General features: G+C 55.8%; 20 protein-coding genes. 12 read left to right on the top strand and 8 right to left on the bottom strand.

Annotated elements, in window-relative coordinates; all coding sequences use genetic code 11:
- Positions 1–56 precede the first annotated feature (56 nt).
- From lexA to NHG65_RS23480, 3 genes are all read left to right on the top strand, one after another.
- Entirely contained in the window at positions 57–665 is a 609-nt protein-coding gene (gene lexA, locus NHG65_RS23490) for a transcriptional repressor LexA (protein ID WP_012147154.1), read from the top strand.
- 100 nt (positions 666–765) lie between these two features.
- Positions 766–2,112: an MATE family efflux transporter DinF gene (gene dinF / locus NHG65_RS23485; protein ID WP_499182733.1), complete on the top strand. Its 1,347-nt coding sequence runs from the start codon at positions 766–768 to the stop codon at positions 2,110–2,112.
- A gap of 303 nt (positions 2,113–2,415) precedes the next feature.
- Complete coding sequence (locus NHG65_RS23480) at positions 2,416–2,625, top strand: CsbD family protein (protein ID WP_012147152.1); 210 nt, start codon at positions 2,416–2,418, stop codon at positions 2,623–2,625.
- Between the two features lie 108 nt (positions 2,626–2,733).
- Here the strand turns inward: NHG65_RS23480 and zur are convergent, their stop codons facing one another.
- The 4 genes from zur to NHG65_RS23460 form a co-directional block, all read right to left on the bottom strand.
- On the bottom strand, positions 2,734–3,246 hold the full coding sequence (zur, locus tag NHG65_RS23475) for a zinc uptake transcriptional repressor Zur (RefSeq protein ID WP_012147151.1): 513 nt from the start codon (positions 3,244–3,246) through the stop codon (positions 2,734–2,736).
- Between the two features lie 173 nt (positions 3,247–3,419).
- Complete coding sequence (locus tag NHG65_RS23470; protein WP_099063592.1) at positions 3,420–4,178, bottom strand: anti-sigma factor family protein; 759 nt, start codon at positions 4,176–4,178, stop codon at positions 3,420–3,422.
- Entirely contained in the window at positions 4,175–4,624 is a 450-nt protein-coding gene (locus NHG65_RS23465; protein ID WP_232519090.1) for an RNA polymerase sigma factor, read from the bottom strand. Before NHG65_RS23465 ends, NHG65_RS23470 begins: the two co-directional genes overlap by 4 nt.
- An 88-nt stretch (positions 4,625–4,712) precedes the next feature.
- Complete coding sequence (locus tag NHG65_RS23460) at positions 4,713–5,246, bottom strand: tetratricopeptide repeat protein (RefSeq protein WP_499182732.1); 534 nt, start codon at positions 5,244–5,246, stop codon at positions 4,713–4,715.
- Positions 5,247–5,450: 204 nt separating this feature from the next.
- Here NHG65_RS23460 and dusA point away from each other — a divergent pair, with 204 nt between their 5' ends.
- Both dusA and pspG read left to right on the top strand, forming a co-directional pair.
- Complete coding sequence (gene dusA, locus NHG65_RS23455) at positions 5,451–6,461, top strand: tRNA dihydrouridine(20/20a) synthase DusA (protein ID WP_207977280.1); 1,011 nt, start codon at positions 5,451–5,453, stop codon at positions 6,459–6,461.
- 158 nt (positions 6,462–6,619) lie between these two features.
- Complete coding sequence (pspG, locus tag NHG65_RS23450; RefSeq protein ID WP_085119725.1) at positions 6,620–6,838, top strand: envelope stress response protein PspG; 219 nt, start codon at positions 6,620–6,622, stop codon at positions 6,836–6,838.
- Positions 6,839–7,152: 314 nt separating this feature from the next.
- On the opposite strand, the gene NHG65_RS23445 is transcribed toward pspG, so the two are convergent.
- Complete coding sequence (locus tag NHG65_RS23445) at positions 7,153–7,584, bottom strand: lysozyme inhibitor LprI family protein (RefSeq protein ID WP_207977282.1); 432 nt, start codon at positions 7,582–7,584, stop codon at positions 7,153–7,155.
- A gap of 118 nt (positions 7,585–7,702) precedes the next feature.
- Positions 7,703–8,692: a quinone oxidoreductase gene (locus NHG65_RS23440; RefSeq protein WP_499182731.1), complete on the bottom strand. Its 990-nt coding sequence runs from the start codon at positions 8,690–8,692 to the stop codon at positions 7,703–7,705.
- 179 nt (positions 8,693–8,871) lie between these two features.
- On the opposite strand from NHG65_RS23440, the gene dnaB reads away from it, so the two are divergent.
- Entirely contained in the window at positions 8,872–10,296 is a 1,425-nt protein-coding gene (gene dnaB, locus NHG65_RS23435; RefSeq protein WP_085119722.1) for a replicative DNA helicase, read from the top strand.
- Between the two features lie 17 nt (positions 10,297–10,313).
- Positions 10,314–11,393, top strand: coding sequence for an alanine racemase (gene alr, locus NHG65_RS23430; protein WP_219017096.1), 1,080 nt, complete (start codon positions 10,314–10,316; stop codon positions 11,391–11,393).
- A 42-nt stretch (positions 11,394–11,435) separates the two neighbouring features.
- On the opposite strand, the gene NHG65_RS23425 is transcribed toward alr, so the two are convergent.
- Positions 11,436–12,203 carry a transporter substrate-binding domain-containing protein gene (locus tag NHG65_RS23425; RefSeq protein ID WP_413477244.1) on the bottom strand — a complete coding sequence of 256 codons (768 nt, stop codon included), beginning with the start codon at positions 12,201–12,203 and terminating at the stop codon, positions 11,436–11,438.
- Positions 12,204–12,417: 214 nt separating this feature from the next.
- On the opposite strand from NHG65_RS23425, the gene NHG65_RS23420 reads away from it, so the two are divergent.
- The 5 genes from NHG65_RS23420 to maa all read left to right on the top strand — a co-directional run bounded on the left by NHG65_RS23420 (position 12,418) and on the right by maa (position 15,794).
- Positions 12,418–12,885, top strand: coding sequence for an Lrp/AsnC family transcriptional regulator (locus NHG65_RS23420; protein WP_099063584.1), 468 nt, complete (start codon positions 12,418–12,420; stop codon positions 12,883–12,885).
- A gap of 81 nt (positions 12,886–12,966) precedes the next feature.
- On the top strand, positions 12,967–14,160 hold the full coding sequence (locus NHG65_RS23415; RefSeq protein WP_499182730.1) for an amino acid aminotransferase: 1,194 nt from the start codon (positions 12,967–12,969) through the stop codon (positions 14,158–14,160).
- 135 nt (positions 14,161–14,295) lie between these two features.
- A complete protein-coding gene (locus tag NHG65_RS23410) occupies positions 14,296–14,712 on the top strand; it encodes a secondary thiamine-phosphate synthase enzyme YjbQ (protein WP_017894193.1) in 417 nt (138 codons plus the stop codon).
- Between the two features lie 4 nt (positions 14,713–14,716).
- Positions 14,717–15,070, top strand: coding sequence for an MmcQ/YjbR family DNA-binding protein (locus NHG65_RS23405; RefSeq protein WP_012147137.1), 354 nt, complete (start codon positions 14,717–14,719; stop codon positions 15,068–15,070).
- Between the two features lie 166 nt (positions 15,071–15,236).
- Positions 15,237–15,794, top strand: a complete 558-nt coding sequence (maa, locus tag NHG65_RS23400) for a maltose O-acetyltransferase (RefSeq protein WP_272931549.1) — start codon at positions 15,237–15,239, stop codon at positions 15,792–15,794.
- A 33-nt stretch (positions 15,795–15,827) separates the two neighbouring features.
- Here maa and NHG65_RS23395 read toward each other — a convergent pair whose 3' ends face one another.
- Positions 15,828–16,880, bottom strand: a complete 1,053-nt coding sequence (locus NHG65_RS23395; RefSeq protein WP_099063616.1) for an NAD(P)-dependent alcohol dehydrogenase — start codon at positions 16,878–16,880, stop codon at positions 15,828–15,830.
- Between the last annotated feature and the right edge of the window lie 175 nt (positions 16,881–17,055).

Here is a 17,055-nt window from a genome sequence, read left to right as displayed (position 1 = left end):
GCCGCACTTACCTGTATATACTCACAGCAAGACTGTATAAACAAACAGGGGGCGGAATGAAAGCACTAACTACCAGACAGCAAGAGGTCTATGATCTGATTCGCGATCATATTTCGTCCACTGGCATGCCGCCAACGCGCGCCGAGATCGCCATGCGTCTGGGGTTCCGTTCGCCAAATGCCGCAGAAGAACACCTGAAAGCGCTGGCGCGTAAAGGCGTCATCGAGATCATCTCCGGCGCTTCGCGTGGTATTCGCCTGCTGATGGAAGATGAAGAAGGTTTACCGCTGATTGGCCGCGTAGCCGCCGGTGAGCCGCTGTTGGCGCAACAGCATATCGAAGGGCACTACAAGGTCGATCCTTCCCTGTTCAAACCAAGCGCGGATTTCCTGCTGCGGGTCAACGGCATGTCGATGCGTGACATCGGTATTCTCGACGGCGATCTGCTGGCGGTGCATAAAACCCAGGACGTGCGTAATGGCCAGGTCGTCGTGGCGCGCATTGAAGATGAAGTCACGGTCAAGCGCCTGAAAAAACACGGTAACGTGGTTGAGCTGCTGCCGGAAAACAGCGAATTCCAGCCGATTGTGGTCGATCTGCGTCAGCAGAATTTCACCATTGAAGGTCTGGCGGTCGGTGTGATCCGCAACGGCGATTGGGTTTAATCCCTACGCTCGACACTGTCCTCTGATTTAAGTCGCCCCAGCTCTGGGGCGATGTCATTTCTGACTGATTAAAACCGCACTGCCACGGGAACATTTCACTATGCGCCTGCTTTCTGCCTTCACCAGCGATACCGATACAGCCCTGTGGCGCCTTGCGCTGCCCATGATTTTCTCCAATATCACCGTGCCATTGCTTGGGCTGGTGGATACTGCGGTGATCGGCCACCTCGATAGCCCGACCTATTTGGGCGGTGTAGCGGTGGGCTCCATGGCGACCAGTTTCCTGTTTATGCTGCTGTTGTTCCTGCGTATGAGTACCACCGGACTGACCGCACAGGCGCTGGGGGCGCAAAATCCGCAGGGGCTGGCGCGTGCCTTTATGCAACCCTTGCTGCTGGCCGTGTTGGCCGGGGTGGCCATTGTACTGCTGCGCTATCCGCTGATTGAGTTGGCGCTAAAAATCGTCGGTGGTGACGGGGCGGTGCTGAAGCAGGCTCGTTTATTCCTCGAGATCCGCTGGCTAAGTGCCCCGGCGGCGCTGGCCAATATGGTGATCCTGGGTTGGCTGCTTGGCGTGCAATACGTGCGTGCGCCGGTGATCCTGCTGATTGTCGGCAATCTGCTGAATATCGTATTGGATATCTGGCTGGTGATGGGGCTGGGCTGGAACGTGCAGGGTGCAGCGACGGCGACTGCCATCTCTGAATATGCCACGTTGCTGCTGGGGTTAGGGCTATCCTGGCGAGTGATGCGCATACGCGGTATTTCTGTGCCGATGCTGCGTCAGGCCTGGCGCGGTAATCTGCGGCGTCTGCTGGCATTGAATCGCGACATTATGCTGCGTTCATTGTTGCTGCAACTGTGTTTTGCCTCGCTGACTATTTTCGGTGCCCGGCTTGGCGGCGAGGTGGTCGCAGTAAATGCGGTACTGATGAATTTGCTGACCTTTACGGCTTACGCGCTCGACGGTTTTGCCTACGCGGTGGAAGCACATTCGGGCCATGCCTATGGGGCCCGTGACGATAGCCAACTGCGTAAAGTATGGCGTGCGGCTTGCCGGCAGGCCTGTCTGGTGGCGTTGGGCTTTGGCCTGCTCTATGCCGTGGCCGGCCAACAAATTATTGCGGCGTTGACCTCTTTACCGGAGCTGCGCGCACTGGCGAACCACTATTTGCCGTGGCAGGTGGTGCTGCCATTGGTGGGGGTATGGTGCTATTTGCTGGACGGCATGTTTATTGGTGCCACCCGCGGCGCAGAAATGCGTAATAGCATGGCAGTGGCGGCGGCTGGTTATGGCCTGACGCTGTTTACCCTACCGGTACTGGGCAATCATGGGCTATGGCTGGCGCTGGCGGTATTTCTTTCACTGCGTGGCATCGCACTCGGTTGGATTTGGCATCGCCACAGAGTGGATGGGACCTGGTTTGCAGCGGATTCGGCACGATAAAAAGCATTTAAACATTAATTTTATTTATGTTTTTTATTCATATTAAGTTACATTTTCTTGAGCCAAATTGTTTCCGCTTACTTGCTGTTCTGTCGGGGTTTTTACTAAATTATATTTATTTGGCGAATTTTTATCCTGACTTTTTCCTTTTTATCGCTATCTGTGGCTATAGTTAATCATGTGGCTGGCGGAATGAATGGGAATAAGTATTCCATTTGTTCTGGTCGATTGACCAACATTATTACTCAGTTAAGCCCAGCGACGAGTTTTTAAAACTGACTAATCACAGGTAACGGAGAGGTTATGAACAAAGATCAAGCCGACGGTAACTGGAAGCAGTTTAAAGGGAAAGTGAAGGAACAATGGGGCAAGCTGACCGATGACGATCTGACGGTCATTGAAGGGAAACGCGAACAGCTTGTTGGTAAAATTCAGGAACGTTACGGCTACCAGAAAGAGGCGGCCGAGAAAGAAGTGAAATCTTGGGAAGACCACAACAAATATCGCTGGTAACGCGATGGGCCGCAGCGGATTGCGGCCACAGGCTACTTTTAAAGGCCTGGCGTTTTTATCCCCTTGACGCTATGGCCGCAGGTACAGGGAGGTACCTGAAAACCCAACCTATTTCTTCTTGATGGCAATGCTGTGATCGTGTTCGCCACAGTCATGCTTGCTGTCACAGGCTTCTACCTCAACGCAACCCGCACACAGGCCATGGGCCTCCACCACGTTGTGACGCAGGACAAAACCAGACTCTTTCGCCAGTTTTTGCAGCGTCTCTTCGACCCCTTCGGTCGTCCGTTCGGTCACCTGACCACAGCGATCGCAGATAAACAGCGCGGAAGTATGCGTCGGCTGTTCGAAGTGATGACACAGCACGTAGCTGTTGGCTGACTCAACCCGATGAATGAACCCCTGTTCCAGAAGGAAATCCAGCGCACGGTACACCGTTGGCGGTTTGGCCTGAGGTTCGGCGACGCGCAGCAGATCGAGCAGGTCGTAAGCGCTGATGGCACCGGGCTGCTGTGCCATCAGGCGTAACACTTCCAGCCGCTGCGGTGTCAGTCGCACATTGCGTTGCTGACAGAGTTGTTCAGCCTGCGCCAGCAGCTTTTCCTGGGTGCTTGAGTTCATGGCAAATTTCCCGGTACGTAAAAAAGCCGATTTTACCATGCTTCAGCCGAATCGCCGAGAGTCGGCCCCTTTTCCTCTGATATGGCGCACTAATCGACTGGTTTACCGCCTGCCGCGAGCCTGGATTGTGATGATGTTCACACTTGGCGGCTGAAGTCGGAGGCAGTCAATCTTTAGCTGGCGAGTGAGTGTTGCAAGCGACCCGCCAATGCGGCCAGGTCCGGCGCGGGATTATGGCCAATCAGCATAAAGCCATGACGGCCATCGGCCCAGTAGACTACGTTCATGCCCTGGCGGCGCTCGCTCTCTGCGGGCAGCGGCTTGCCCGATTGCTGAATGATGCACAATGCCAGCGCACCATACTGCGCATCCTGCCAGGTCAATTGAGCGATACGTCGATCGTCGTAAGCCAGCACGCGGGCGTTTTTCAACTCGGCGCCGCTCAGTATCAATTTCGGTGCCGAGAGGGCGATACCCAGTCGCTCGCCGGTTTGTTGTAACTGATGGGCGATCTGCGTTGCCGTGTCATCGTAGCCTGCCAGCGTTTCAGGTGTGTATAGCGCCATATACTGGGCGACCAAACCGCGCCAGTTCTCTTCTGGCTGGCTGAGCTGTAAATAGGCGCGATCGCCTGCGATGCCCAGTGCTAAAAAACCGACGGCGGCGGCTATCAGGCCACGCCGGCTGACACCATGCTGCATTGCAGGGGCAGTAAGGGGGCCTTCGGCCCGCAGCCGTTGTACCGGCGCTTCATCAAGCAAAGGATCAAATGCCTGCTTAAAGGGCAGGTTGCTGCGTGCCAGTAACGATAAACGCTCGGCCAGTGCCGGTTCGCCGCCCAGGCGCTGTTCCAGAAGCTGGCGCTGTTGTGGATCCAGTTGATTATCCAGATAGGCGACCAACAGTTCATCCGCGCTGTAGGTTGAACTCATGATTGTTCTCCTTTTGCCTGCGGTGAGCGGCTTTGCAGCACGCTGTCGTTTGCCAATCTCAGGCGTGCCGCCGCCAGACGGCTCATGATGGTGCCAATGGGAACGCCAAGCACCTCGGCGGCCTCACGGTAGGAAAGCTCTTCCACGTACACCAGAAACAGCGTGTTCCGCTGCGCTTCCGGCAGCCGGTTCACGCGTTGCATCACCTCATTAGCCCAAATCGGATCCTCGCTATTTTCTACCCCGGTCAGTTCATCGACGTCGACAAAACCTTGCCCCTGGCGGATATGCTGGGCGCGGATCTCGTTAAGCCAGATGGAGTGAAGGATGGCAAACAGCCAGCGGTCCATACGCGTCCCCACGGCAAACTGTGCGGCGCGCTCCAGCGCCCGCACACAGGTGGCCTGCACCAAATCGTCGGCAACATCCCGCCGGTGGGAAAGCACCAGGCCGTAGCGCCACAGGCGGGATAGATACTGGCCTATTTCGTTGCGGATCGCGTCGCTACTGATGTTTGCCTCCGGTTCGGCTAGATCATGATTCTGGGTGGTTATCGATGGCCGCAGCCAGATCGCGGTACTCTTCGCAGCCCGTGCCACACAGCGATTGGATCACCTTCAGTTGTTCTTTCGCCAGGTCCTGACGGCCCTTGACCATATAGGCTTCGCCCAGATATTCACGGACTTTTGGGTATTTCGGATCCAGCGCCACTGATTTTAAATAGTAGCCGATCCCTTCATCGGTGCGGCCGAGCTTGCGGGTAGCATAACCCCGATAGTTGAGCGCCACGGCGGTGTTGGGATCCTTCAGGGTATTGAGCATATCGAGTGCTTCCTGGTAACGACCGCTTTTTGCCAGCCCATAGGCATAGTTCGCCCGATCGTTGTCGTCGATCATACTGCTTTTTTCCACCATGCAGGTCTTGGTTTTTGTGTCGTATATCTGGCCTTTCGGGCAGGTGGGCGTGGTCTGGCCGCTACTGTCACCGCCCATCGCCAGGGCCGCCCCGGAAAACAGCAAAGAACCGGCAATCACGGGCAACAGCAGGCGTTTCACGAAACTGTTCATGGTTGTTTCCTCATTGGGAAGGGCGCAGAACTGCACCCCTGTCGAGTGAACACCTGACAGGGCTTTTTTATTCGTTTTTTAGGGATCTTTTTAACCCGGCGGCACGGCGGTTTTCCCAATGCCGCCGATTGTCGTTATAATAGCCGTTTGCGGCAGCATGCCGTTCGTTGAAACCAGACAGAATCAGGTAGCCAGTAGCCCAGCATGACGACAGACAACAACGCCCCAAAATACGCCGCCAATCGTTTCTCCATCGCGCCGATGCTCGACTGGACCGATCGTCATTGCCGTTACTTCCATCGCCTGCTGACCAAGGAAACGCTGCTGTACACCGAGATGGTGACCACCGGCGCGATTATCCACGGCAAGGGTGACTATCTGGCCTACAGCGAAGAAGAACATCCGGTGGCGCTGCAATTGGGCGGCAGCGATCCGGCCGCCCTGGCACACTGTGCCAAACTGGCCGAGCAGCGCGGCTACGACGAGATTAACCTCAACGTCGGTTGTCCGTCCGATCGGGTGCAGAATGGCATGTTCGGTGCCTGTCTGATGGGGCAGGCAACGCTGGTTGCCGATTGCATCAAGGCGATGCGTGACGTGGTGTCGATCCCGGTGACGGTAAAAACCCGTATCGGCATCGACGACCAGGACAGCTACGAGTTCCTGTGTGATTTTATTGCCACCGTGGCCGGGCGTGGCGAGTGCGACATGTTCACCATTCATGCGCGCAAGGCCTGGCTGTCTGGCCTGAGTCCGAAAGAGAACCGCGAAGTGCCGCCGCTCGACTATCCGCGCGTCTATCAGCTTAAACGTGATTTTCCAACGTTGACTCTGGCCATAAATGGCGGGGTAAAAACGCTGGAAGAGGCGAAGGAGCACCTGCAGCACCTGGACGGTGTGATGATGGGGCGCGAAGCCTATCAGAACCCAGGTATTCTGGCGCGGGTCGACAGCGAACTGTTTGGCCGCCAGACCGACGTGATGGACAGCGTGGCGATTATTGAGTCGCTGTACCCTTACATCGAACGTGAACTGTCGAACGGCACTTATTTGGGCCATATTACCCGTCATATTCTGGGCCTGTTCCAGGGGATCCCGGGAGCGCGCCAGTGGCGCCGACATTTGAGCGAAAATGCCCACAAGCCAGGGGCCGATGCCCGGGTGGTTGAGCAGGCACTGGACCTGGTGCGCTTACCGCGTACCGAGATGGCATAACAGAGATAAAATCTGACTAAAAGTTAGTTGTTTTGACCAGGCATGTCGCGTTATGTGATGTGCCTTTTTTTTAATTTCAATCACTTAGTTTTTACGCAGTTTTGGCACGCTTCTTGTAATAGTTCAGCAGATACTTTGTTTTGCGAAGGAGCAAAATCATGTTGGAACTCTTCTTTCTGGTCGGTTTTGTCGTCATGCTGATGGTGACCGGGATTTCGCTGCTGGGTGTGTTCGCCGCGTTATTGGTGGCAGCCGCGTTTATGCTGATCGGCGGCCTGTTTGCGATGGTAATTAAGCTGTTGCCGTGGCTGATTTTGGCGGTGGTGGTCGTTTGGATCTACCGTTCGATGCAGAAACCGCAAATACGCCGCTACTAATTTTTTGTCGAACAATCAGTCGGTCACGCTGAAATCCACGCAACAGACTTGCTCTGAATGCGGCAGCGATCACAGCTTGGTGTTTTAAATGCTAATGCGGCGTATTAGCCGTGTTTTTTGCGTTTCCGGGCTGTTAGCATGTTTGTCGATGCAGCGATGCGACCGATTTCATCACCGCAAGAGACAATAATACCCAATACGAGTGTTGCTCAAGCAACCCCCTGTCTCTGGCGGACTCTGCTCTACCCCTACAAATGCAGTAATAGAAAGGGCTCCGTAAGGAGCCTTTTTCTATTGGTCACCATCCCGAGATATCAGGCTGCCGGCCAGGTATCACTTTCAAGCTGCAGCGTGCGTTCCAGGGTCATATTCAGCTCACACATGGCAGAATCCAGCATATCGCCGGAACCATGGGGTGCCGCGACCAATGCCATACACTGACTGTCTTTGAACTTCAGCCAGTCGCGTTGCGCCTGACGCCAGGCTTTTGGTGCGGCTTTAAACTTGAGAGATTCCTTGTAGGATTTGTTCAGCCGGGTATCCCAGAGTTTGAGTTCTCTGTCGATACAACCAGCAGCACCGGGCGTGTTGCCACCCTGTTTATCCATGCATTGCAGATAGGCAGCAGAGTAATGATATTCCATTAAAACGTTTTTCTCGGTGTTCTGGCTGGCGGCCTGCGCTGTGGAGAGTAAAGCAGGAGCTGCGGCGAAAACCAGTGCTGCGGTCAGCATTTTCAGTTTCATTTATGATTTATTTCCTTATTGATCAACATTAAATGCCAGAGGATCATATTCCATTTGCGGTAATTATTCGATGCTGCGCAGCACTTTATACTGCCTTTGTTTTGTAAGGATATTTGTCTTAGCGGCCGGGGATCAGCAGGCTTGAACCGCTGGTGTTACGGCTTTCCAGCACCTGATGGGCACGTTGCGCGTCGGCCAGCGCAAACTTTTGCTCTTCCTTCACGTCGACCTTGATAGCCCCGCTGCCAATCAACGAAAATAGCTCATTGCTGGCATACTGCAGCTCCGCCCGGTTGGTAATGTAGCCGTTAAGCGAAGGGCGGGTGACGTACAGCGAGCCTTTTTGGTTAAGCAGCGCCAGATCGACGCCGGTGACCGGGCCGGAGGCATTACCGAAGCTGACTATCAAGCCACGGCGCTTCAGGCTGTTGAGTGAGGCCTGCCAGGTACTTTGGCCTACCGAGTCGTACACTACGCCGACTTTCTCGCCCTGTGTCAGTTCAGCCACGCGTTGGGCGATATCTTCCTTATGGTAATTGATGGTTGCCCAGGCGCCGGCGTGTTTTGCCAGTTCCGCCTTTTCGTCGGAGCCGACGCTGCCGATCAGTTTGGCCCCAAGCGCTTTGGCCCACTGGCAGGCAATCAGCCCGACACCGCCCGCGGCGGCATGGAACAGGAACACTTCGCCCGGCTGTACCTCATGGGTCTGGCGCAGCAAATAATGCACCGTCAACCCTTTAAGGAAGGACGCCGCTCCCTGCTCAAAACTCAGGTTATGCGGCAACAGCGCCACTTTTTCTACCGCAACATTGTGGACTTCGCTGTAAGCGCCAAGCGATGATTGGGCATATACCACCCGGTCACCCGGTTTCACCGCGCTGACGCCGGTACCGACCTTGATCACCACCCCGGCCGCTTCGGTGCCCAACCCACTCGGTAGCTTGGCGGGCGGGTACAGACCGCTGCGGACGTAGGTGTCGATATAGTTGATGCCGATCGCCTTGTTCTCGACCTGTACCTCACCGGCTGCCGGGTCTACGGGGGTAAAATCAACGTATTGCAATACTTCCGGGCCGCCGGTGGCGGAGAATTGGATGCGCTTTGCCATTTCATTACCTCGTGTGGGAGTCTGATTTCACCCTACGCGTTTTAGCATCGACGATCCAGTTTGCCCTGTTGCGGATTGATACCTTTTTTGCATCGGTTATGCGCAGGAATCACAGATAAAAATCACGTATACTCTCGCGTCAGGATCCTCCCTTCGCCACCGGATAAAGAATACGTTTCATGGCAGGAAAAAAACCAACCAACAGAACAAACGCAGACGAAGCCAGAGATCGCCCACGAGATCGCCAGATGGAAGGGCTGAAGATGCCACCACATTCGCTGGAGGCGGAACAGTCCGTGTTGGGCGGTTTGATGCTGGATAACGAACGCTGGGACAACGTGTCGGAGCGCGTAGTCTCCAACGATTTCTTCAGTCGCCCGCACCGCCTGATCTTCACCGAGATGCAGCGCCTGCTGGAAATGAGTCGACCGATCGATCTGATCACCCTGTCCGAATCACTGGAACAGCGGGGAGAACTGGATTCCGTCGGCGGTTTCGCTTACCTGGCTGAATTATCGAAAAACACCCCAAGTGCTGCCAACATCGGTGCTTATGCAGATATCGTACGTGAACGTGCGGTAGTGCGTGAAATGATCTCAGTGGCTAATGAGATCGCCGATGCGGGTTACGATCCGCAGGGCCGCAGCAGTGAAGATCTGCTCGATCTGGCCGAATCCCGGGTGTTCCAAATCGCGGAAAACCGCGCCAGTAAAGATGAAGGCCCGAAAGGCATCGAGCGCATCCTGGAAGATACCGTTGCGCGTATCGAACAGCTGTATCAGCAGCCGCACGACGGTGTCACCGGGGTAGATACCGGCTACCAGGATCTCAATAAGAAAACCGCCGGTTTGCAGAAATCGGATCTGATCATCGTCGCCGCCCGTCCTTCGATGGGTAAAACCACCTTCGCCATGAACCTGTGTGAACACGCCGCGATGACGCAGGAAAAACCGGTGCTGATCTTCAGCCTCGAGATGCCAGGCAACCAGATCATGATGCGTATGCTGGCGTCGCTGTCGCGCGTAGACCAAACGCGCATCCGTACCGGCCAGCTTGATGACGAGGACTGGGCGCGCATTTCCAGCACCATGGGTATCCTGCTGGAGAAGCGCAATATGTACATTGATGACTCCTCTGGCCTGACGCCAACCGAAGTTCGCTCCCGTGCGCGGCGTATTTTCCGCGAGCATGACGGTCTGAGCCTGATCATGATCGACTACCTGCAGCTGATGCGCGTACCGTCCTTGTCCGACAACCGTACGCTGGAAATCGCCGAAATCTCTCGCTCGCTGAAGGCACTGGCGAAAGAACTGCAGGTGCCGGTGGTGGCGCTGTCGCAGTTGAACCGAAGCCTGGAGCAGCGTGCCGACAAGCGCCCGGTCAACTCCGACCTGCGTGAGTCCGGTTCCATCGAGCAGGATGCCGACCTGATTATGTTCATCTACCGTGATGAGGTTTATCACGAGAACAGCGATCTGAAAGGGATTGCCGAAATTATTCTGGGTAAGCAACGTAATGGTCCAATCGGTTCCGTACGCCTGACCTTTAACGGCCAGTGGTCGCGTTTCGATAACTACGCGGGACCACAATATGATGACGAATAATCAGCTAAGGAAGTGAAATGAAAGCGGCAACCGCTGTAATCGACCGCCGCGCTCTGCGACATAATCTGCAACAGGTGCGCCGTCAGGCGCCACAAAGTCGCCTGATTGCCGTTGTGAAAGCAAACGCTTATGGACATGGCCTGCTGGAAACAGCGCACACCCTGCAAGACGCCGACTGCTACGGCGTGGCGCGCATTGGCGAGGCGCTGATGCTGCGCTCCGGCGGCATCGTCAAACCGATCCTGATGCTGGAAGGTTTTTTCTCCGCCGAAGATCTGCCGGTATTGGTAGCCAATAATATCGAAACCGCGGTACACAGCATTGAACAGCTTGAAGCGCTGGAACAGGCCACGCTGGCGCGGCCGGTACCGGTGTGGATGAAGCTGGATACCGGCATGCATCGCCTGGGCGTGCGTCCGGAACAGGCCGAGGCGTTCTACCAACGTCTGAGCGCCTGCCGTAACGTGGTGCAGCCGGTTAATATCATGAGTCACTTCAGTCGCGCCGATGAACCTGAGTCTGATACCACGCTGAAACAAATGCAGTGTTTTGAAAGCTTTGCCGCCGGTAAACCGGGACAGCGTTCGATCGCCGCCTCCGGGGGAACCCTGCTGTGGCCGGATGCGCACAATGAGTGGGTACGTCCAGGCATTATCCTGTACGGCGTCTCGCCGATGGAAGGTTCCAAAGGCTGTCAGTATGACCTGCAACCGGCCATGACGCTTAAATCCAACCTGATCGCGGTGCGCGAGCACAAGGCCGGTGAGTCGGTGGGCTACGGCGGCACCTGGGTCAGCGCAGGTGATACGCGTTTGGGCGTGGTAGCCATGGGTTATGGCGACGGCTACCCGCGCAGTGCACCTACGGGGACACCGGTATGGCTTAACGGCCGTGAAGTGCCGATCGTGGGTCGGGTGTCGATGGACATGATGTCGGTCGACCTCGGGCCGGATGCTACCGATAAGGTCGGCGATGAAGTGGTGCTGTGGGGGCAGGCGTTGCCGGTTGAACGTATTGCCGAATGCACCGGCATCAGCGCTTATGAGCTGATTACCAAACTGACGCAGCGTGTGTCGATGGAATACATCGGCGAATAGTCTGTGAGGGGCCGGCGCCTGCCGGTCCCAATCATTAACGCGTTACTTCTTTACCGCCAACCACCGATCGATAATGCTCTGATACTCACCGGTCGCTTTGGCCAGGTGCAGCCACTGATCCACATACAGTTTCCAGCTCAAATCATCACGCGGCAGCATGTAGGCCTTCTCGCCGTACTGCATCGGTTTTTTGGGATTAACCGCGCACAGCTTTGGATAACGTTTTTGCTGATACAGCGCCTCGGAGGCGTCGGTGATCATCACATCGGCTTTCTTGTCGACCAACTGCTGGAAAATCCCCACGTTATCATGGGTCAATGTCAGCTTGGCTTTGGGCAGATGGGCATGCACGAAGGCCTCGTTGGTACCACCCGCCGGCTCCAGCAGGCGCACGGAGGGTTTATTGATCTGGTCGATGGTGCGGTATTTCTTCACATCAGTGCAGCGCACCAGCGGGATCTTGCCGTCGGTATCCAGCATGTCGGCGAAGAACACCTGCCTTTGCCGCTGTAGCGTGACGGAAATACCGCCCATGGCAATGTCGCATTTACCGGCAACAAAATCCGGCGTCAGGGTTTTCCAACTGGTTTTCACCCATTTCACCTTGGCTCCCAGACTCTTGGCCAGCGATTCCGCCATGTCGATATCAATGCCTTCATAGCTGCCGTCTTCTTTCAGGAAGGTGTAGGGCTTGTAATCACCGGTGGTGCACACTTCCAGTGCGCCTTGTTGTATCACCTTATCCAGGTGCGATTGGGCGCTGGCGCTCCCGGCGGCTATCAGCAGTGCGAGAGGTAATAACTTTTTCATCGGCGTCCTTTTTATACATTCGTGGTTTTATGCGCGCTTTAGCCGTTCATTGTTGCTGACTTGCGCGAGTTACCCACTTTTTATGCCATTAGCAGGTGGAAACGTTCGGCATTGCTGCTGTGCGCTTCACAACCTCGGCGGGGGAAGGGTATCCACAGTCAAAAAACTGATAGGCTGTAACGTCAACATTTATTAACACAGTTTACAGGTGGCTATGTACAACATTGACGATTTTGATATGAAAATCCTGACGCTGTTACAGGCCAATGGTCGCCTGACCAATCAGGAACTGAGCGATCTGGTGGGGCTGTCGGCTTCCCAGTGTTCCCGGCGGCGCATCAGCCTGGAGCAGGCGCAGCTGATCCGCGGCTACCATGCACGGCTGGCACCGGAAGCCGTTGGGCTGGGGCTGGTGGGGCTGATAGAAGTCAGCCTGACCCAACACGGCCAGGAGCAGATCGACAGTTTCCACCAGATGCTGGAAGAAGTGGACGCTATTCTTGACGCCTATAAAACTACCGGCGATGCCGATTATCTGCTGAAGGTGGCGGTGGCGGACCTGCCGGCGCTGGATGACCTGATTAGCCAGACGCTCTCGCGGCACAAAAGCGTGGCGCATATCAAAACGGCGGTGGTGCTCAATCGAATCAAGGAAAATGGTTTGCTGCCGGTGGCGAGATAAAGCTAAAACCGATCGCCGTTTTCCGTCTATATTAGGAACATAACGCTGTGCCCGACCCACAATAATCCAGGAGAACAACCCGTGTTCCAGAACGTTGATGCCTATGCAGGTGATCCGATCCTGTCGCTGATGGAAAAATTCAAAAAAGACCCCCGTGCGCACAAGGTTAACCTGAGTATCGGCCTTTACTATGATGAGCAGGGCATTATCCCGCAGATGAAAGCGGTGGCCGCAGCGGAAGCGCAGCTGAATAGCGTGGATCACGGCGCGTCAGTCTACCTGCCGATGGAAGGCCTGCTGCCTTACCGTACTGCCATTCAGCACTTGTTGTTCGGTGCCGAGCACCCGATGTTGCAACAAGGCCGCATCGCCACCATTCAGACCGTGGGCGGTTCTGGCGCGCTGAAAGTCGGTGCCGACTTCCTGAAAAGCTACTTCCCGGATTCGCAGGTGTGGGTCAGCGATCCGACCTGGGAAAACCACATCGCCATCTTTGGCGGTGCCGGCTTCAAGGTGAACACCTATCCGTACTTCGACAGTGAAAGCCTGGGCGTGAAGTTTGACGCCATGCTGAGCGCGTTGAAACAACTGCCGAAGCACAGCATCGCGCTGCTGCACCCGTGTTGCCATAACCCGACCGGTTCTGACTTGTCCAATGCTCAGTGGGATGAAGTGGTCAAGGTGATCGCCCAACGTGAGCTGATCCCGTTCCTCGATATCGCCTATCAGGGCTTTGGCGGCGGCATTAATGAAGATGCTTATGCCATTCGCTCTATCGCCGCAGCCGGTCTGCCATGCCTGGTGAGCAATTCGTTCTCGAAAATCTTCTCGCTGTATGGCGAACGCGTTGGCGGCCTGTCGGTGGTTTGCGAAAGCGAAGAGGCGGCCGGGCGCGTACTGGGCCAACTGAAGGCCACGGTACGTCGCAACTATTCCAGCCCGCCGAACTTCGGTGCGCAGGTGGTGGCGAAGGTGCTGAACGATACGCAACTGAAAGCCCAGTGGCTGGCAGAAGTGGAAACCATGCGCACCCGTATCCTTGAGATGCGCAAAACGCTGGTGGAAGCGCTGAAAGTTGCTCTGCCACAGCGTAACTTCGGTTACCTGTTGGAACAGCGCGGCATGTTCAGCTACACCGGCTTCAGCGCGGCACAGGTTGATCGCCTGCGTGAAGAGTTCGGCGTGTACCTGATCCACAGCGGTCGTGTTTGTATGGCCGGCCTGAACCATAACAACGTGCACCAGGTGGCCGAGGCGTTTGCCGCAGTGCAGTAATATTGTTAGGGTGAATTAACGTTCATCGTAATGCGAAGGGAGCGATAGCGATATCGCTCCCTTTTTTGTTGTCGGTTTGCCGCCGGAGTTGCCGCAAACTGGATAGAGAATATACTGATTGAGGGGCGCTCACTCATGTGGCATCAGCAAACGCTAATCCTCAGCGCAAAAGCGCGTGGTTTTCATCTGGTTACCGAAGAGATTACCGACCAGCTAACCCACTTACACCGCCTGCAAACTGGCCTGTTGCATCTGTTGTTGCAACATACCTCGGCCTCGCTGACGCTGAACGAGAACTGCGATCCTACGGTGCGAGCCGACATGGAGCAGCATTTCTTGCGTCAGGTGCCAGAGAACGCACCCTATCAGCACGACTATGAAGGGCCGGACGACATGCCGGCACACATCAAATCCTCTCTGTTGGGCACGTCCTTGACGCTGCCTGTCGGTCACGGGCGACTGATGCTGGGCACATGGCAGGGAATTTGGCTGGGGGAGCACCGCATTCACGGCGGTTCACGCCGTGTTGTGGCCACGTTACAGGGGGAATAACCCAATGAATAACACAGCACTGCTGGAATACTGCATGGCGAAGCCGGGCGCGGAACAGAGCGACCAGAACCAATGGCAGGCCAGTCAGATCAAGGTCGGCGACGTGATGTTCGCCATGGTGTGCGAGGTGCAAGGGCGACCGGCGCTGGCGGTAAAATCCAGTCCGGAACTGGCGGAAAGCCTGCGGGAACACCATCCGGAGATTGTCGCCTGCGAGCGGCTGAACAAAGCGCACTGGAATACGGTGTTTCTCGACGGCAACCTGCCCAACTCGCAGTTTTACACCCTGATCGACAGTTCATATCAGCTGGTGCTTGAAGGGTTACCTGATCACGTGCGCCAGGAACTGCGCGCTTAAGCATTGAGGGCAGGCGTGTCGCCTGCCTTTTCCCATGACTCATCCTTTCTTTTGTCGGCCAAATTGTGATCGCGACTCGATAATGGGAACGTTCCCCGTTGATTGTCTGCCGGAAACGGCTAGGCTTTTATACTCGATAAACCACCAGACCAAAGGATGCCGTCAGATGGCCATGAGTGAAGAGAAACGCAAGATGATTGCCGGTGAGCTGTATGACGCCGGTGACGAGTTACTGCGCAGCGAGCGCAAACGAGCACGCCAGTTGGTACATCATTACAACCATTCTTCCCCGGACGAGACTGACCTGCGTAAACAGGGGTTGGCCGAGCTGCTGGGCCGGTATCAGGGAGGAACTATAGAGCCGACGTTCCGCTGCGATTACGGCTACAACATTTTCCTGGGTAAAAACTTCTACGCCAATTTTGACTGCGTGATCCTCGACGTGTGTGAAGTGCATATCGGTGATAACTGCATGCTGGCACCGGGAGTGCATATCTATACCGCTACCCATCCGCTGGATGCGGAAACCCGCGTTGGCGGGGCGGAGTTCGGCAAAGCGGTGCACATTGGCGATAACGTGTGGATTGGCGGCCGGGCGGTGATTAATCCGGGTGTGACTCTGGGGGATAACGTGGTGGTGGCATCCGGTGCGGTGGTCACTAAAGACGTTCCGGCCAACTGCGTGGTCGGTGGTAACCCGGCACGGGTGATTAAACAGCTGTAAGAAAAATCGGGCACCGTGCTGGCGCCCGGGAACTTAGGCTCGCAGCGAGTTGATATCCACCACGAAACGGTATTTTACGTCACTTTTCAGCATCCGCTCGTAGGCCTGGTTGATCTGCTGCATCGGGATCAGTTCGATGTCTGAGGTAATGCCGTGCTGACCACAGAAATCCAGCATCTCCTGGGTTTCTGCAATACCGCCGATCAGCGAACCGGCGATGCGGCGGCGCTTCATAATCAGGTTAAACACCTGCGGTGATGGATGGTCGTGTTCCGGCGCACCTACCAGCGTCAGAGTGCCGTCGCGATGCAGCAGGTTAAGGAACGGGTTCAGATCGTGCTGGGCGGCCACCGTGTTAAGAATAAAGTCGAAGCTGTTGGTGTGCTGCGCCATCTCTTCCGGGTTGCGGGAGATCACCACTTCGTGGGCTCCGAGGCGCTTGGCGTCCTCCACTTTGGACTGAGAGGTAGTGAACAGCACCACATGTGCGCCCATCGCCCGGGCCAATTTGACGCCCATATGCCCCAGCCCGCCGAGACCCACGATGCCGACCTTTTTACCGGGACCGGCACCCCACTGGCGCAACGGGGAGTAAGTGGTGATACCGGCGCACAGCAGCGGTGCTACACCGGCCGGATCGAGATTTTCCGGCACCCGCAGTACAAAGTCCTGATCCACCACCATCGCGGTTGAATAGCCACCGTAGGTGATGGCGCCGGTTTGCCGATCCTGACCGTTATAGGTGCCGGTAAAGCCGTTTTCACAGTATTGCTCCAGCCCTTCTTCACAGCTCGGACAGCTACGGCAGGAATCCACCATGCAACCCACGCCGACCAAATCGCCGACCTGATAACGTGAAACATGGTTGCCGACGGCGCTCACGCGGCCAACAATTTCGTGGCCGGGCACCACCGGGAAAATCGTGTTGCTCCATTCGTTGCGGGCCTGGTGCAAGTCAGAATGGCAAACGCCACAGAACAGAACGTTGATTTGTACATCGTGGTCGCGCAGGACGCGCGGCGTGTAATCAAAAGGAACCAGCGCGGACTTGGCGTCGTGCGCGGCATAGGCGTGCGTAATGTTCATGGTCACTCCAGTCATCAGTGGGTAGGGCATGGCTTCCGGCAGCAGGATGCCGGTGAGACGCGGCCTGAATACAGCAGGTGGCCACAGAGGGAACATTGATGATAAAAGCTGCGAGCGGGGAGGGAAATGCCTGAAAATGTCTAAATCTTGCCTGTTTCTGTTCAATTTGAGCGAA

The organism is Serratia myotis, assembly GCF_027474885.1.
Lineage (GTDB): Bacteria > Pseudomonadota > Gammaproteobacteria > Enterobacterales > Enterobacteriaceae > Serratia > Serratia proteamaculans.
This window is presented reverse-complemented; position numbering and strand designations above follow the sequence as displayed.

Bases quoted from the DNA above. Each gene is read 5' to 3' on its own strand.
- lexA (WP_012147154.1), top strand. From the start codon at position 57: ATGAAAGCACTAACTACCAGACAGCAAGAGGTCTATGATCTGATTCGC.
- dinF (WP_499182733.1), top strand. From the start codon at position 766: ATGCGCCTGCTTTCTGCCTTCACCAGCGATACCGATACAGCCCTGTGG.
- NHG65_RS23480 (WP_012147152.1), top strand. From the start codon at position 2,416: ATGAACAAAGATCAAGCCGACGGTAACTGGAAGCAGTTTAAAGGGAAA.
- zur (WP_012147151.1), bottom strand. From the start codon at position 3,246: ATGAACTCAAGCACCCAGGAAAAGCTGCTGGCGCAGGCTGAACAACTC.
- NHG65_RS23470 (WP_099063592.1), bottom strand. From the start codon at position 4,178: ATGAGTTCAACCTACAGCGCGGATGAACTGTTGGTCGCCTATCTGGAT.
- NHG65_RS23460 (WP_499182732.1), bottom strand. From the start codon at position 5,246: ATGAACAGTTTCGTGAAACGCCTGCTGTTGCCCGTGATTGCCGGTTCT.
- dusA (WP_207977280.1), top strand. From the start codon at position 5,451: ATGACGACAGACAACAACGCCCCAAAATACGCCGCCAATCGTTTCTCC.
- pspG (WP_085119725.1), top strand. From the start codon at position 6,620: ATGTTGGAACTCTTCTTTCTGGTCGGTTTTGTCGTCATGCTGATGGTG.
- NHG65_RS23445 (WP_207977282.1), bottom strand. From the start codon at position 7,584: ATGAAACTGAAAATGCTGACCGCAGCACTGGTTTTCGCCGCAGCTCCT.
- NHG65_RS23440 (WP_499182731.1), bottom strand. From the start codon at position 8,692: ATGGCAAAGCGCATCCAATTCTCCGCCACCGGCGGCCCGGAAGTATTG.
- dnaB (WP_085119722.1), top strand. From the start codon at position 8,872: ATGGCAGGAAAAAAACCAACCAACAGAACAAACGCAGACGAAGCCAGA.
- alr (WP_219017096.1), top strand. From the start codon at position 10,314: ATGAAAGCGGCAACCGCTGTAATCGACCGCCGCGCTCTGCGACATAAT.
- NHG65_RS23425 (WP_413477244.1), bottom strand. From the start codon at position 12,203: ATGAAAAAGTTATTACCTCTCGCACTGCTGATAGCCGCCGGGAGCGCC.
- NHG65_RS23420 (WP_099063584.1), top strand. From the start codon at position 12,418: ATGTACAACATTGACGATTTTGATATGAAAATCCTGACGCTGTTACAG.
- NHG65_RS23410 (WP_017894193.1), top strand. From the start codon at position 14,296: ATGTGGCATCAGCAAACGCTAATCCTCAGCGCAAAAGCGCGTGGTTTT.
- NHG65_RS23405 (WP_012147137.1), top strand. From the start codon at position 14,717: ATGAATAACACAGCACTGCTGGAATACTGCATGGCGAAGCCGGGCGCG.
- maa (WP_272931549.1), top strand. From the start codon at position 15,237: ATGGCCATGAGTGAAGAGAAACGCAAGATGATTGCCGGTGAGCTGTAT.
- NHG65_RS23395 (WP_099063616.1), bottom strand. From the start codon at position 16,880: ATGAACATTACGCACGCCTATGCCGCGCACGACGCCAAGTCCGCGCTG.